This window comes from Rhodanobacter sp. A1T4 (assembly GCF_014207185.1).
Lineage (GTDB): Bacteria > Pseudomonadota > Gammaproteobacteria > Xanthomonadales > Rhodanobacteraceae > Rhodanobacter.
In genome coordinates, this window is the sequence record NZ_JACHCP010000009.1 from 55699 (window position 1) to 71841 (window position 16143).

A 16143-nucleotide genomic window follows, 5' to 3' on the forward strand; every position below is an offset into this window, starting at 1 on the left:
GCCGTAAACACGGCTCAGACCATGGCCGCGCCGCTGGCTGACACCAAGATCACGGTGCGCAACCTGCACTTTTACTACAACGGTTTCCATGCGCTGAAAGGCATCAACATGGACATACCGGAGAAGAAAGTCACCGCGATCATCGGTCCTTCCGGCTGCGGCAAGTCAACGTTGCTGCGCATCTTCAACCGCATCTACGCGATCTATCCCAAGCTCGAGGCCAAGGGTGACATCGTGCTCGATGGCGAGAACATTCTCGATCCGGGCTATTCGATGAATCGCCTGCGCAGCAAGGTCGGCATGGTGTTTCAGAAGCCGGTGCCGTTTCCGATGACCATCTTCGAAAACGTGGCTTACGGCATCCGCCATCACGAAAAGCTGTCCAAGTCCGACATGGAAGGTCGAGTGGAGCAGGCGCTGCGCAGCGCTGCGCTCTGGGATGAGGTGAAGGACAAGCTCAAGCAGAATGCGCTCGGCCTCTCCGGCGGCCAGCAGCAGCGCTTGTGCATTGCCCGCGCGATCGCGCTGAAACCCGAAGTACTGCTGCTTGACGAGCCGACCTCGGCGCTCGATCCGATCGCCACCAGCCGCATCGAGCAACTGGTCGAAGAGCTGAAAAGCGAGTTCACCATCGTCATCGTGACGCACAATATGCAGCAGGCGGCACGCTGTTCCGATCTCACCGCTTTCATGTACATGGGTGAGCTGATCGAGTTCGACAACACCGAAAAAATCTTTACCAAGCCCGGCAAAAAGCAGACCGAAGATTACATCACCGGCAGATTTGGCTGAGTCGAAACAGTCCCTCTTCCTCGCGGGGAAATCCCTCACAGGAACAGGTTTGAGTGAGACGCTAGCCGGCTCGCACTCGATACTCGAAGCATGAGAGAACACCTATGAGCAGCACTGGCAAAGAACACATCATCAAGAGCTACGACGGCGAATTGACACGGCTCACTGGCGAAATCGTGCGCATGGGCGAGTTGTCGGTGAGCCAACTCGAAGCAGCCATCGACGTGATCGACCGTCGCGATGAGCGCGCCGCACAGCGCGTGGTCGGCAATGACGACGCGATCGACCAGCTCGAACAGGAAATAAGCCATGACGTGGTGCGCCTGCTGGCGCTGCGCGCGCCGATGGCCGGTGACCTGCGCAACGTGTTTGCAGCACTGCGTATCGCCGCGGATATCGAACGCATCGGCGACTACGCCGCCAATGTGGCCAAGCGCTCGATCCCGCTGTCGATGGTGGCGCCGGTGGCGCCCACGGCCGGCCTGGGCTACTTGGCCGAACTTGCCGCCACGGAAGTACGCGACGTGCTGCTTGCCTATCGCGACCAGAATGCCGAGAAGGCTTATCAGGTGTGGAAGGACGACGCCGAACTCGACGATGCCTATACCGGCTACTTCCGCCAGTTGCTCACCTACATGATGGAAGATCCGCGCAATATCACGCCATGCACGCATCTGCTGTTCATGGCCAAGAACATCGAAAGGATCGGCGATCACGCCACCAACATCGCCGAGAACGTGTGGTTCCAGGTCACCGGCGAGCCGCTGAACAAGCAGCGCACCAAGCGCGATTTCACCTCGAATCCCGAACTCGGCAAGCTTGGCGAGTAAAAAATAACGCACTGTGCGTTGCTTTGCCTGAATCCAAAAAGGAAGCGCCTGATGCGCTTCCTTTTTGTTTTAGCTGGCCGATAAAGGCCATCCATGTCACCAACGGAATATTGATCAGCTGAGTCGATGAACTACCACAGCGGCAAAGTGCGACCCTCTTCACGCGCACGCTTGCGCAGGCGCGTGCCGTGCACAATGCCGAATACGCCGATGATGATCCATGCCAGCTCCATCAGGAACGCCGGCCAGTTGACCGGACCCAGTCCAAACACCAGCGACAGAATCACCCCGAGCGCACCCAGCACATTCAATAACTGGTAGATAAGGCCGTTGCCGCGGATCTTGTGCACCTGCAACAGCAAGTAGGCAAGCAACACGAAAAAAACACCGATGTAACCGACCCAGTCATGCCAGAAAAGATTCATTTCACTGCACTCCGTTGACGCAAGGCCTCGAATAAAACCACACCGGTAGCGACAGATACGTTAAGACTTTCCATCGTGCCCGGCATCGGAATCTTCGCCACGAAATCGCACAGTTCACGGGTCAGGCGACGCATACCCTCGCCTTCGCTGCCAAGGACGATAGCCACCGGTCCCTTGAAATCAACCGCGTAAATCGATGTCTCCGTCTCGCCGTCCAGACCGGTGATCCAGACACCTGCGTCCTTCAGCTCGCGCAGCGTACGCGCGAGATTGGTCACCGCAATCAGCGGCACACGATCGGCGCCGCCGGCCGAGGCACGCCGCACCACGGGAGTAAGGCCGACAGCACGATCCTTCGGCACGATCACGGCCGTCACCTTGGCGGCGGCCGAGCTGCGCAGGCAGGCACCGAGATTGTGGGGATCGGTCACCCCATCGAGCACCAGCACCAGCGTATTGCTGCCGTCGCGCTCCATCAGTGCCGCCAGGTCATTCTCATGCGCCATTGGCGGCGCCTCATACAGGGCCGCCACGCCCTGGTGGCGAGCCTCCCCAGCCAGCTTGTCCAGTTGCTCGCGCGGACGATGGTTGACCGTAATCTTCAGCGCCTTGGCGCGCTCGGCCAGCTCCAGCACGCGCGCATTGCGCTGTCCCTGCTCGATGACCAGCTCGCGCACACGCTCCGCATCGTTACTCAGTGCACCTTCGACCGGGTTGATCCCGACGATCCAGCTCTCACTCATGGTTTACCTTTCGGTTTCGGTTTACGCGGGCCGCGCTTGCGGTTGCCGCTCGATGGGGTTGATGCAGGAGCAGGCGCGGCGTGGCTGGATCGGCTCTGCCCCTTGCCGCGACTCGGTCCGCTCGATCGATTCGACGCTGAATCGGCAGGAGCTGATCCACGGCGCGGGCGATTGCCGGACTCGGCAGGTCTGGTAGACGAGTAAGAACGCGTCGGCGGCAAGTTATCGCCATGTCCGCTGCGCACGGGCGCTTCCGGAACCTCGGATTCCTTGCGGCCGAAAGCGCGGCCGATGGCCTTGGCCGCACGGCCAAACATGCCCTGCGCTTTCGCTTCAGCTACAGGCTTCTTCGGCAAGGAATAACGCTCGCCACTCGCTGCGTAGTTGTACGCCTTGCCAGGTGCCTGGGCTGGAGCTGCAACAGCTCGCGTAGGTACCAATCTGAAATCGATCTTGCGATCTTCCAGACTCGCACGCAGCACCTGCACGCGCACATGATCGCCGAGACGGAACTGCGTGCCGGTGCGCTCGCCTTTCAGCAGTTTGCGGATCGCATCGAAGTGGTAGTAGTCGTTGGCAAGCTGGCTGATGTGCACCAGACCCGACACCTTTGACTCGTCCAGCTCCACGAACAGGCCGAACGAGGTCACGCCGGTCACCACACCTTCGAACTCGCTGCCAATGTGCTTTTCCATCCACGCGCACTTGAAACGCTCGTCAACATCGCGCTCGGCCTCTTCGGCACGGCGTTCGCGCTGCGAACAGTGAATTGCCATCGCCGCCATTTCGGCTGGACTATAGCTGTAATCGCTGGGTTTGCCGTTGGTCAGCGCGTAGCGAATGGCGCGGTGTACCAGCAGATCGGGATAGCGACGAATCGGCGAGGTGAAGTGTGCATAAGCCGTCAGCGCCAGACCAAAATGACCTCGGTTATCCGGCTGATACGCCGCCATGCTTTGCGAGCGCAACAGCACCGACTGGATCAATTCGCGCTCGGGGCGATCCTTCACCATGCGCAGCACTTCAGAGAAGTCCGCTGGTGTGACGCGATCGACCGACGGCATGCTGAGTTTGAACTCACGCAGGAACTGCTGCAGATCTTCGTATTTCTCTGCCGGCGGCGGCTCATGCGCACGGAACAACGCAGGGATTTTCTTCTTCTCCAGGAACAGCGCTGCCTGTACGTTGGCGGCGATCATGCATTCCTCGATCAGCTTGTGCGCGTCGTTGCGCTCGGTCGCGCCCATCGACTCCACGCTGCCGGTCTGGTCGAGACGGAACTTCACTTCCGGCGTTTCAAAGTCGATCGCGCCACGCCGCTTGCGTTGCGCCACCATCGCCTTGTACAGCGCGTGCAGATTTTCCAGCTGCGGCAGCACGTCGGCGACTTCCTGCAAAGCATCTTCTTCGCGCAATCCCACCGCCTGCCAAACCTTGTCGTAAGTCAGTCGTGCGTGCGAACGCATCACGGCGTCATAAAACTTCGACTTGACTACATTGCCTTCGGCATCGACCTGCATGTCGCAGACCATGCACAGCCGCTCGACCTTGGGGTTCAACGAACAGATGCCGTTGGACAGTGTCTCCGGCAGCATCGGCACCACGAACCCAGGGAAGTACGTCGAGGTGCTGCGCTCGTACGCTTCCTTGTCCAGTGCGCTGCCCAGGCGCACGTAGTGCGAAACATCGGCAATCGCCACGATCAGGCGGAAGCCACCGCCACGCTTGGGCTCGGCATACACCGCATCATCGAAGTCGCGCGCGTCGGCGCCATCGATCGTCACCAGCGGCAGCGAGCGGATATCCGTACGGCCCTCGCGCTCGGCAGCACTGACTTCGGGCTCGACCTGCGCGGCATCGCGCAGCACTTCTGGCGGCCATTCGTGCGGCAGGTCGTGGCTGGCAATAGCCATCTCCACCACCAGTGACGGCTGCAGACGTTCGCCCAGCACCGCACGGATCGCACCCTTCGGACCGCGTTGAGCGGTCGGCGGATCGGTGATTTCGACCACCACGATCTGACCCGTAGTAGCACCCTGCTCTTCGCCGGGCTTGATCATCACTTCCTGATGGATACGTCGGTCGTCCGGCGTCACTGAGGTCACGCCGTTCTCGACGATCACGCGGCCGACCAGCCGCGATGAGCGGCGCTGCAGCACTTCGGCAATCGCGCCCTGGCGACGACCGCGACGATCGATACCGACAACGCTGGCCAGCACGCGATCGCCGTGCATTACGGCGCGCATCTGCTGTGGCGAGAGATACAGGTCATCGCCACCCGCGTCGGGACGCAGAAAGCCGTAGCCCTCGGCATTGGCGATCACCACGCCGGCGATCAGGTCGAGCTTCTGCGTCGGCGCATAGCCGCCGCGACGCCCCAGCAGCAGCTGGCCGTCACGCACCATCGCGCCGAGCCGCTTGCGCAGCGCCTCGAGATCGGTCTCATCGAAGATTTCCAGCGCCTCGGCAATGCGCGCCTCAGTCAACAACTCACCGCGCTCCTCGAGCAACGCAAGAATCGCCTCGCGGCTGGGAATCGGGTGCTCGTACTTCTGTGCTTCGCGCGCCGCATGCGGATCACGCGCGGCAACGCCGGAAGCCTTGTTGCGCGGTTTCGATGGGCCGCTGGTGCGCGGGGCTCGTCCGGCAGGTTTCGCCCGGCCTTTGGTCGGGCCGGAGTCCTGTCCGTTTCCGGCCTGGCCCTTGCCGGACTGGGGGGGTGTTTTTCTGGTCACTAAAATACCTTGAGGTGTTCGCGCTGCGAAGGATGACACGACGCGATGAATAGGGTGAAAAAGAGTTGACAAGCCACCGGCAGGTGCCTACATTACGCGGCTCACGCAGCTTGTACAGCCGGGTGACACCCTGCCCGGGTGGCGGAATTGGTAGACGCACTAGCTTCAGGTGCTAGCGGGGGCAACTCCGTGGAGGTTCGAGTCCTCTCCCGGGCACCAATTGTAAACGAAGGCCGCCCCACAAAGGCGGCCTTCGTCTTTTGGGCGATCGGCTGGCGGGCCAATCAGCGATACGATAAGAACTTCTGCTCAACGGAGTTCGACCATGTCACGTCCGCCACTGCCACCTTTCACCGAAGCCACGGCGATCCAGAAAGTGCGCATGGCCGAAGACGCGTGGAACGGCCGCGACCCCGCCAAGGTTGCACTGGCATATACGCCCAACAGCCAGTGGCGCAACCGCGCGGAGTTTATCAACGGCCGCGAAGCCATCGAAGCGTTTCTGGCACGCAAATGGGCGAAGGAGCTCGACTACCGACTGACCAAGGAACTGTGGACCTTTGCTGACAACCGCATCGCCGTGCGCTTTGCCTACGAATACCACGACGACAGCGGCTACTGGTTTCGCGCTTATGGCAACGAGAACTGGGAATTCGACGAGGAGGGCTTGATGCAGCGTCGTCTGGCCAGCATTAACGAACATCCCATTGCCGAGGCAGATCGCAAGTTTCACTGGCCGCTGGGCCGTCGGCCGGATGACGCGCCCGAACTGAGCGCATTGGGCCTGTAAAAGCCCGTGACGTTCTAAATGGTCGCCGGACCTTTCAGTTCGATCATATTGCCCTGCGGATCGAACAGGTAGATCGACGGACCCTCACCTTCTGCACCGTATCGCGATCCCACCTCGCCGATGCGCACACCATGCGCCGCGAGATGCGCCAGGATCGATGCTTCGTCGTAATTCTGCACACGCAGGCAAACATGATCCACGTTGTGGGCTTGCTCTCCCAGCGCGGCGCCACCAAAGCGTCCAAGCTTGCCGTCAATGCTGATGAGATCAATGAGCGAAGCGCCAGCTCGCAGCTGAACCAGGCCGATCTCGTCCTGCCTGCGTTCTTCATGACAGCCGAGTACGTCGCAATAGAAACGTTGCATGGCTTCGATGTCGACGGCGCGAAAGACGATGTGGTCGATTTCACCGATGCGAATCACGGCGGCATGCTCCAGTGCGAACGAATGGGTGAGACGTAACGCGTGTGGCCGGCAGTGTATCGAGCTGTCCCAACAGCAACAATGTGGGATCGCAACATGCGGCCGCAGGGCCTGTATAATCAGCGGGGTAAACGTATGGTGGGAGAAGCGGTGGCCTGAAGCTGGGCCAATCCGCTGCCGAAGACGCAACGCCCGTAATCGCTCAGGCTCCTGTACCACCACGCGCAAACACTCTGGAGAGACCGGTTCAATCCGGCGCCGAAGGTGCACGAAACGCCGCGATCCTATCGATCGGTGGGCATTTCCAAACTCTCAGGCAAAAGGACAGAGGGGCGCCTACGTGCGGCACGGCACGTTGCCTTTGGATGCCTCCAGTCATGACCCAGTCCAACTCGTCTTTCTCTCGTACCCCTTCGTTGCGCGAGCTTGAGCATCATCACGCGTTTATCGAGCGCCATATCGGCCCCAACGATGCCGAGATCGCGCAGATGCTGCACGTCATCGGCCATGAGTCGCTGGAAACGATGACCGACGCTATCGTGCCGGCTGCGATCAAATCGTCCGCGCCACTGTCGCTGCCGCATGCCATCACCGAAGTCGAGGCGCTGGCCAAGATCCGCGTCATCGCCAACAAAAACCAGGTGTTCCGCAGCTTTATTGGCCAGGGTTACTACGGCACCCATACGCCGAACGTCATCCTGCGCAACATCCTCGAGAATCCGGCCTGGTATACCGCCTACACGCCGTACCAGGCGGAGATTTCGCAGGGCCGCATGGAGGCGCTGATCAACTTCCAGACGTTGTGCGCCGACCTTACCGGCATGGAGATCGCCAACGCATCCCTGCTGGATGAAGCCACCGCCGCGGCCGAGGCGATGACCCTGGCCAAGCGTTCGTGCAAGTCCAAGTCCAACGTCTTTTTCGTGTCGCGCGGCGTGCATCCGCAGACGCTCGAAGTGTTGAACACCCGCGCCGAGGCGATGGGCCTGGAGCTGCACATCGGTGAGGATACCGAAGCCGCCAGCGTCGATAGCTTCGGCGTGCTACTGCAGTACCCGAACACCTTCGGCCAGATCAACGACTACAAAGCGCTCGCGGATGCCACGCATGCGCGCGGCGGCCTGGTTGCCGTCGCCACCGACTTGCTTGCGCTGACCTTGATCGCCGCGCCGGGCGAATGGGGCGCGGATATCGTGGTCGGCAACTCGCAGCGCTTCGGCGTGCCGTTCGGCAACGGCGGCCCGCATGCGGCCTTCATGGCCTGTCGCGACGCGTATAAGCGTTCGATGCCCGGCCGTCTGATCGGCGTCTCCATCGATGCCGAAGGCAAGCCGGCGTACCGCCTGACCCTGCAGACACGCGAGCAGCACATCCGCCGCGAGAAGGCCACGTCCAATATCTGCACCGCGCAGGTGCTGCTGGCGGTCATGGCGAGCATGTATGCCGTGTATCACGGTCCGGAAGGGCTGACCCGCATCGCCCGCCGCGTGCATCGCCTCAGCGCCATCCTGGCCGGTGCGCTGGGCAAGGCCGGCATTGCCGTCGGTCCGGATTTCTTTGACACGTTGCATGTAGTGAACGTCGACGCCGATGCCATTCATGCGAAGGCCGAGTCTGCTCATCTCAATCTGCGCCGCATCGACAGCACGAGCCTGGGCATCAGCCTGGATGAAACCACGACGCGCGAGGACGTGATCGCATTGGCCAAACTGTTCGGCGCTGGCGTGGCTATCGATAACATCGACGCGCTCGACGACGCCACCGACGACGCCCTGCCAGCCGGTCTGCGCCGTACCAGTGCGTTCCTCACGCACCCGGTGTTCAACACGCATCACAGCGAGCATGAAATGCTGCGCTACATGCGCACACTGGCCGACAAGGATCTGGCGATGGATCGCACCATGATCCCGCTAGGCAGCTGCACCATGAAGCTCAACGCCACCGCCGAGATGATTCCGGTCACGTGGCCCGAGTTCGGCAATATCCATCCGCTGGCGCCATCCTCACAGACACAGGGCTACACGCAGCTGATCGACAGCCTCGAGGCGATGCTGGTCGAGTGCACCGGCTATGACGCGGTGAGCCTGCAGCCGAATTCCGGCGCACAGGGCGAATACGCCGGCCTGCTGGCGATCCGTGCGTACCACCGTTCGCGCAACGAGGGCCATCGTGACATCTGTCTGATTCCCGAATCCGCGCACGGCACCAACCCGGCGTCCGCGCAGATGTGCGGCATGACGGTGGTGGTGACCAAGTGCGATGCGAACGGCAACGTCGACATCGACGATATCCGCGCCAAGGCCGAAAAGTATTCCGATCGTCTGGCCGCGCTGATGATCACCTACCCGTCCACCCATGGCGTATTCGAAGAAGACATTGTGGCGATCTGCGAAACCATTCATCAGCACGGCGGCCAGGTCTATACCGACGGCGCCAACATGAATGCGCTGGTCGGCGTGGCCAAGCCCGGCAAGTGGGGCTCGGACGTGTCACATCTGAATCTGCACAAGACCTTCTGCATCCCGCATGGCGGCGGCGGCCCGGGCGTGGGACCGTGCGCGGTGAAATCACATCTTGCCCCCTTCTTGCCTAAAACGGTTATTGATGCCGACATCCGTGTTGGCGGCGATCAGGAAGATCGCAAAGCGCAAGTCGGCATGGTGTCCGCGGCGCCCTTCGGTTCGGCCTCGATCCTGCCGATCTCGTGGATGTACATCACCCTGATGGGCAGCGAAGGCCTGCGCAAGGCCACGCAGGTGGCGCTGCTCAACGCCAACTATGTGGCCAAACGACTGGCTCCGCATTACGAGACGTTGTACACCGGCCGCAACGGTCTTGTGGCGCACGAGTGCATCCTCGACCTGCGTCCGCTGAAGGAGACCACCGGGATCGGTGCGGAAGACGTCGCCAAGCGTCTGATCGACTTCGGCTTCCACGCGCCGACGCTGAGCTTCCCGGTGTCCGGCACGCTGATGGTCGAACCGACCGAGAGCGAATCGCAGCACGAGCTGGACCGCTTCATCGACGCGATGATCCAGATCCGCGAAGAAATCCGCGCCGTCGAGGAAGGCAAGCTCGATCGCGAAGACAACCCGCTGAAGAATGCCCCGCATACGGCGACGGCCGTGTCGGCCAGCGAATGGACGCACGCTTACCCGCGCGAACTGGCGGCCTTTCCGCTGCCCAGCCTGAAGCTGCAGAAGTACTGGTCGCCGGTAGCCCGCGTGGACAACGTCTACGGTGACAAGAACATCATGTGCGCCTGCATCCCGATCGATGCGTACAAGGAAGAAGTGGAAGCCTGACGCCCCTTCGATCTTTCCATTTGATAAGGCCTCGCCATGCGGGGCCTTTTTTTGCCGCCATCTTTGTCGATCCGTGCTTGCTCAGGTGCGCCCGACACGCCATGGATTTGTCCAGACGGAAACCACCACATTCAGCCGTCTGTGGCGCCCGCATGGCACACGCCAGTTTTTGTCTTCGGTGCTAGCTTTACCCGCATGATCGCGCGATGCCTGCTCATGCTTGGTGCCTTGTCGATGCCGCTGCACGCGGTCGCTAGCGACACGCCGACAGCAGCCGTCGGCCTGCTTCGCAATGTGGTGTTCACCGACTATTCGCCGCTCTCGCGCAGTGCCGAACTGGCACGGCGCCTGTTGAGTCCGTTGAACGCGTTGCACGTACATCGGGAATCGATGCGCTCGAATCAGGCCATGCGCGAACAGCCTGTCGATCTCGCACACGAAAGATTCGCCGTCTATGTACCCGCCAAGGTACCTCCACACGGTTATGCGCTGCTGGTATTCGTGCCGCCGTGGCAAGGCGCCATCGTTCCTGCACCATGGATCGCGGCGCTGGATCGCCACGGTGTGATCTTTGTCAGTGCGACGAATTCGGGTAATGACGCCAACCTAATCGACCGTCGCGAACCGCTGGCCCTGCTTGCAGCGCAGAACATCATCCGACGCTATCCGGTCGATCCGCAGCGGATTTACATCGGTGGATTTTCCGGCGGCTCACGGGTGGCCATGCGTGTTGCGCTTGGCTATCCGGATCTGTTTCACGGAGTGCTGCTGGATGCCGGCAGCGATCCTATCGGCGAACAGATCCCGTTACCTCCGGCGGAATTGTTCCGACAGTTCCAGGATTCGACACGATTGGTCTATGTGACCGGTCAGCATGACGATGCCAATCTCGCCATGGATGTGCTCAGCCGAAAATCGATGCAGACCTGGTGCGTTTCAAATGTGGATGTCGAGACAGCGCCATGGGCATGGCATGCAGTCGCCGATCCGGCAATTCTGGATCATGCATTGCATATGCTTGATAAAGATGCGCAACACAACCCGGACCAACTCGCCGATTGTCGCGCACACATCGAGAGGCAACTGACCGACCAACTGCAACAGGTTAGTACACTGCTTGCCAATGGCAGGCGTGATGACGCGCGGACCTTGCTCCAGAAGATCGACGCCCATTACGGCGGACTGGCGGCGCCACGCAGCATCGAACTCACGGGGCAAATCGACGCGCAGCCGCCTTGACCAGTGGCTGCTGTGTGGCCGATGCCGCAGGCTCGATTGATACGCCGCGTGATACGCGCGGCTCCGCAGAAACGTGTAACACCGCACCGGCCGCACAAGTTCAGAACACGTGGCGGAATGCCCAGAATAGACCGGCAGCCAGCGCAATGGAGACCGGCAGGGTCAACACCCAGGCCAGCAACAGGCTGCGCACGGTGCTCCACTGCAGGCCAGAACCGTTCGCCACCATGGCGCCGGCAACGCCTGACGACAGCACATGCGTGGTACTCACCGGCAGACCAAAGCGATCGGCTGCGCCAATGGTAATCGCTGCCACCAGTTCCGCTGAAGCGCCCTGCGCATAGGTCAAGTGTTGCTTGCCGATACGCTCGCCGACGGTGCGCACGATGCGCCGCCAGCCCACCATGGTGCCCAGGCCCAACGCGATCGCCACCGCCACCTTGACCCAGGTTGGGATGAACTTGGTCGAGCGGTCAAGCAAGGTGTGGTAGTTATCGAGCACCGCCTGATCCGCCGGCGCGAAGGCCGGCTGCCTGGTCTTGGCCATCAGGCGCAATGCCTCGGAGGTCAGATACATGTTGTTGCGCACGTTGTTGACCTGGGTCTGCGGAACGTCCGACAACGATGGACTTTGCCCGGCCTGACTGCCGATGGTATCGGTCAACTGACGCACTGCCACCAAGGTCGTTGGTGTCACCTGATGGCTATTGATGTAATGCTCGATCTCGTCGCGCGGCGACGCCACCGGCGTGGCACCGGTGGTGTAACGACCCAGCACTTCACTAGCGTGATGCGCCACCGAGATAAAGGTTTGTGTCTCGCTCGGCGTCACGGTGCGGTTCAGCGCATAGGCTGCGGGCACCGTGCCGATCAGAATCAGCATGATCAGGCCCATGCCTTTCTGGCCGTCGTTGGAACCGTGTGCGAACGACACGCCGGTGCAGGTAAGAATCAGGATGCTGCGGATCCAGAACGGTGGCGGCTGCTCGCCCTTCGGTTCGGCATACAGCGCCGGCACGCGCACCAGTAGTTTCAGCGCGTAGAGCAGCAGCGCCGCGAAGACGAAGCCAACCACCGGCGATACCAATAGCGATTTGCCCACGTTCCAGGCCTGGCTCCAGTCGACGCTGCTGCTGGCCGCGCCGCCGTGCATCAACTGGTTCATCAGGCCTACGCCGATGATCGAGCCGATCAGCGTGTGCGAACTGGACGACGGCAGGCCAAGCGACCACGTGCCCAGGTTCCAGATGATCGCGGCGATCAGCAGCGCAAACACCATCGCAAAGCCGACACCCGACCCCACGTTGAGCACGAGGTCGATCGGCAGCAACTGCAGAACCGCGAAGGCCACTGCACCGCTGGAGACCATCACACCGACGAAATTCCAGCCGCCCGACCAGACCACCGCAAAGCTCGCTGGCAGCGAGCGGGTATAGATCACCGTGGCCACTGCGTTGGCGGTGTCATGGAAGCCATTGACGAACTCGAAACCCAGCGCGATCAGCAGCGCGGTGGCCAGCAGGAAATAGCTCGTCGCCGTGCCGGACGGGATGATCGTCAGGTCGTGATTGAGCTGCACGCCCACGTAAATGGCGGCGATCAGCAGACACAGGCCAAAGATGCCGAACCCGAAAAGCCGTTGATTCGGTGATCCCTTCACGCTGTCGATCAGGTCGGAGCTGGTCGTGCTGTTCATGGTCGCGCACCGGTAGAGATGAGTCCCCGACTTAAGCAGCCGAATATGACCTGCATATGTCATCCGTTGGTTTATCGATGCTTACCTCCATAAAACTGTCATGGTTCGAGCGTTTGCAACGTACACTGGCGCTTCGTCAGCCAGGATCGTCCGATTCATGAATGCCGATACGCCACCCGTGACAGGCACTTTTCTGGCCGCCCTCGCCCGCAAGGAGTGCAAGGCTATCGCCAAGGCACTGGGCAACAGGAAGGATCGGCACCGCGGCATCCACGAGGCACGCAAGGCCATCCGCCGCCTGCGCAGCCTGCTCGCGCTGGTCAGCGATGCGGTTGGGCACGAAACGGCCAAGATCGACATCGCGCTACGAAATCAGGCCAAGCGCCTCTCGGCGCTGCGCGATTCGCAGGTCGTCGTGGCGATGGCCGAAAAGCTGGCGATTGGTGACGAGACGGGTGAATGGGCAATCGCGGCGCAAGTGCTGGCCGTGCAGCGAGACCTTCTCCTCGAAACCGAGCTGGACAAAGATCCTGCGTTCGCTCGGCGTACCGCCGCGATAGGTGACATCGCCATCGTGTTCGACAAGTTGCGCTGGAAACGCGTCAGTCAGAAATCGCTGCAGCTATCCATCAAGAAAAGCCATCGCCGGGTCAACAAGTCCGAACACGACGCCGCCGAACAGGGAACCCCCGCCAGCCTGCATCGCTGGCGACGACGCGTGCGACGTCTGCGACTGCAGTTGAATACGATTCATGCACTGAACCGACTAGCCGGCAGCAAGATCCAGACCAGCGACACGCACAAAAGCAAATCCGCCAAGGCACTGGCCCGCCTCGCCGATCAGCTGGGCTGGCGGCAGGACATCCTGGTACTGCGCGCCGCGCTCAAGACCTTTCCCGATCCGCGCATTCTCGCCAGCCTGCGCAAACGGCTGCGTCTGGAAACCAAACTCGCACGCTACTGACCAAGCTGCATGCAAGTCAGTAGTTCAGATGCACGTTGAGCAGGTGCAGACTGAAGGCAAACCAGATCGCGGCGAGACAAGCAATCAGCAATAACAGACTATTCGTCTTGCGCCACCAGCCGCTCGGCTGGCGCCACGCGCAAACGGCATTCATCACCACTGCGATCGTGCCGAGTATCGCCAGCACGCCAATCAGCTGGATCAAGCGCAGCGTGCCATCGAATGCGTTGTTGAAATGGGCGATGCCGATATTCAATTGCAGCAACGCGAGCAGCCAACCAGCGGCAAACAGCAGATGCAGAATCGCTACCACTCGGCTGAGCCGATACCAGCGCCGCGCCACGCCCATCAGCGCAAAGGCTTTGCCGCAGCGATAACGCACCAGCGCTGCGACAGGCCAGAGCAGCGCCGTCAGCAGAAACACCAGCAGTGACAAATACAGCAGTGGCAGATTCCATGCGGCTGACTGCCAAAACGATACCGGCATCCACACCGCCACCGGCGATGCCTCATCGAACGAAATCCAGCGCAGCTTGCCGTTCTGCATCAGCGCACCTAAATGGCTGCCGCTGGCATCGTCCAGCCATAGAAATGGTTTCACCTCGCGCCAGTGCCGGGGCTGCCCGGCCATATTCTTGAAGTCCGGCGTAATCAACGTGCCATCCGGTGTCATGAAAATTTTCGGCTGCGACAGCAGATTGCCAATCGACAGAAAATTGTCGAACGACCCGCGGCTGCCGATATAGCGACCGGCCAGCAACATGCCATGCGCCCGTGCCGTACCCAGCGTCGGCTGCGGCAGTTGCGGCAACGCGGGGAAATAGCGATCGGTAAAACCATCCAGTAATTGCTTACGCAGACCACCGTCCTTGTCGCCATCGATCGAGACGAAGATGCCGACGTTCTGCTGCAGAAAAAGCATCATCCCGCTGTGGAACAGTTCGGTATCGCCACCATGGCCGATGATGGTCTGGCCGTTACGATCCATGTGATAGAAGCCCAACGCCATCGGCATCAGCCCCGGCACCGAATAGTGCGTGAAATCGTGCATCGCCTTTGCCGTCTCCGGCCGCAGAATCTGCATGTTGTTGTAAGTACCGTTCTGCAGCTGCGCGATCATGAAGCGCGCCATGTCCTCGCCGCTCACCGACATGCCACCGGCCGGGTCGCTTACGACCATTTCGAACGACTTCGGCGGTGTGCTGGCCGATACATAACTCTTGGCCATGTCACCCTTGAGATTGGCCGGCAGCGGCTGGCGGAACGTGGCGTGTTGCATGCCCAGCGGCTGGTAGATGTGCTGTTCGATGTATTCGTCAAATGGCTGGCCGGAAACGCGCTGCACGATATAGCCGGCCAGCGCCGCACCATAGTTCGAATACGCCGATACTTCGCCTGGCGCAAACACGCGCTCGGGTACCCACTCCTTCAGCCACGCCTCGTTGCTCATCGGCAACTGGTCATCGTGCGAAAACAGATTCTTCAGCGTCTCCTCGAAGCCCGGCGTATGCGTCATCAGATCGCGCATCGTGATCGGCTTGCCGTCGCGCGGCGCAATGGTGAAATCCAGATACTGGTTCACGTCCGCATCGAGATTGAGCTTGCCCTGCTCGACCAGCTGCATCACTGCCGTCCACAGGAACGTCTTGGAGATCGAGCCCGGACGAAACAGTGTGGTTGCCGGATCGACCTTTTTATTCGCCGCAATGTCGGCGTAGCCATACCCTCTGGACACCAGAATCTGGCCGTCCTTCACCACCACAACGACCGCCGCCGCCAGATTGTTCTTGGCCAGTCCGTAGGGAAACAGGCCATCGAGCCATGCGCCTGCATCGTCCGCCGTCAGCGGATGGCTGCCGATCGTCACCGGAATATTCGGCTTCGCATCCTTCAGCGGTTTGATCTGGATCTGTGCGGCGCCAAGCGATGCGACCAGCAGAAGCCCCAACGCGACAAAGGTGCGGACGATGCGTTTCATCACAGTGCAACTCCAGCGGAAACGGGGACAGTGTGAGCATACGATGCCCGATAGCGTCAAAGCCTAGCATCGGCGAAGCGTCTACGATGCACCGCGATACCGCACACCGCATCAAACGCGCTCAGACCGCGTTTCGCCTGAGGAAAACTTCCGATACAACTCAACTCGTCAGGTTTATGAAGGCAGCCAATACGCTCTGGCAAGGCTCCTTCTCCCACGCGTTG

Annotated in this window: 12 protein-coding genes, 1 tRNA gene and 1 riboswitch; of the genes, 7 read left to right on the forward strand and 6 right to left on the reverse strand. The window is 60.9% G+C overall.

All coding sequences use genetic code 11. From position 1 onward, the window contains the following. The first annotated feature begins 21 nt into the window (after window positions 1-21). Both pstB and phoU read left to right on the forward strand, forming a co-directional pair. Window positions 22-792, forward strand: coding sequence for a phosphate ABC transporter ATP-binding protein PstB (gene pstB, locus HDE80_RS17515; RefSeq protein ID WP_255483937.1), 771 nt, complete (start codon window positions 22-24; stop codon window positions 790-792). A gap of 104 nt (window positions 793-896) precedes the next feature. After that, window positions 897-1622: a phosphate signaling complex protein PhoU gene (gene phoU, locus HDE80_RS17520; RefSeq protein ID WP_184604575.1), complete on the forward strand. Its 726-nt coding sequence runs from the start codon at window positions 897-899 to the stop codon at window positions 1620-1622. Window positions 1623-1753: 131 nt separating this feature from the next. Here phoU and HDE80_RS17525 read toward each other — a convergent pair whose 3' ends face one another. Genes HDE80_RS17525 through rnr form a run of 3 tightly spaced genes read right to left on the reverse strand, consistent with a single transcriptional unit; the run spans window position 1754 to window position 5525 of the window. After that, a complete protein-coding gene (locus HDE80_RS17525) occupies window positions 1754-2047 on the reverse strand; it encodes a hypothetical protein (protein WP_184604577.1) in 294 nt (97 codons plus the stop codon). Next, window positions 2044-2790, reverse strand: coding sequence for a 23S rRNA (guanosine(2251)-2'-O)-methyltransferase RlmB (gene rlmB / locus HDE80_RS17530; protein WP_184604578.1), 747 nt, complete (start codon window positions 2788-2790; stop codon window positions 2044-2046). The genes HDE80_RS17525 and rlmB overlap by 4 nt, the downstream gene beginning before the upstream one ends. Next, on the reverse strand, window positions 2787-5525 hold the full coding sequence (gene rnr, locus HDE80_RS17535) for a ribonuclease R (protein ID WP_184604580.1): 2739 nt from the start codon (window positions 5523-5525) through the stop codon (window positions 2787-2789). The genes rlmB and rnr overlap by 4 nt, the downstream gene beginning before the upstream one ends. Before the next feature lie 132 nt (window positions 5526-5657). On the opposite strand from rnr, the gene HDE80_RS17540 reads away from it, so the two are divergent. Then, window positions 5658-5744, forward strand: a tRNA-Leu gene (locus HDE80_RS17540). Window positions 5745-5850: 106 nt separating this feature from the next. Beyond that, complete coding sequence (locus HDE80_RS17545) at window positions 5851-6315, forward strand: nuclear transport factor 2 family protein (protein ID WP_184673049.1); 465 nt, start codon at window positions 5851-5853, stop codon at window positions 6313-6315. A gap of 14 nt (window positions 6316-6329) precedes the next feature. Here HDE80_RS17545 and HDE80_RS17550 read toward each other — a convergent pair whose 3' ends face one another. Then, window positions 6330-6737 (reverse strand): VOC family protein, encoded by a 408-nt coding sequence (locus HDE80_RS17550; RefSeq protein ID WP_184673050.1) that lies wholly within the window; start codon window positions 6735-6737, stop codon window positions 6330-6332. A gap of 223 nt (window positions 6738-6960) precedes the next feature. Beyond that, window positions 6961-7075: riboswitch (glycine riboswitch) on the forward strand. A 39-nt stretch (window positions 7076-7114) separates the two neighbouring features. On the opposite strand from HDE80_RS17550, the gene gcvP reads away from it, so the two are divergent. Together gcvP and HDE80_RS17560 are read left to right on the forward strand one after the other, a co-directional pair. Beyond that, entirely contained in the window at window positions 7115-10042 is a 2928-nt protein-coding gene (gene gcvP, locus HDE80_RS17555) for an aminomethyl-transferring glycine dehydrogenase (RefSeq protein ID WP_184673051.1), read from the forward strand. Window positions 10043-10237: 195 nt separating this feature from the next. Further along, window positions 10238-11281 (forward strand): PHB depolymerase family esterase, encoded by a 1044-nt coding sequence (locus HDE80_RS17560; RefSeq protein WP_184673054.1) that lies wholly within the window; start codon window positions 10238-10240, stop codon window positions 11279-11281. Between the two features lie 100 nt (window positions 11282-11381). Here HDE80_RS17560 and HDE80_RS17565 read toward each other — a convergent pair whose 3' ends face one another. Then, window positions 11382-12977 carry an inorganic phosphate transporter gene (locus HDE80_RS17565; protein WP_184673056.1) on the reverse strand — a complete coding sequence of 532 codons (1596 nt, stop codon included), beginning with the start codon at window positions 12975-12977 and terminating at the stop codon, window positions 11382-11384. Between the two features lie 157 nt (window positions 12978-13134). Between HDE80_RS17565 and HDE80_RS17570 the strand changes: the two genes are divergently transcribed. After that, entirely contained in the window at window positions 13135-13941 is an 807-nt protein-coding gene (locus HDE80_RS17570) for a CHAD domain-containing protein (RefSeq protein ID WP_184673058.1), read from the forward strand. A gap of 16 nt (window positions 13942-13957) precedes the next feature. Here HDE80_RS17570 and HDE80_RS17575 read toward each other — a convergent pair whose 3' ends face one another. Next, window positions 13958-15919 (reverse strand): serine hydrolase domain-containing protein, encoded by a 1962-nt coding sequence (locus HDE80_RS17575; RefSeq protein WP_184673060.1) that lies wholly within the window; start codon window positions 15917-15919, stop codon window positions 13958-13960. Window positions 15920-16143: the final 224 nt, after the last annotated feature.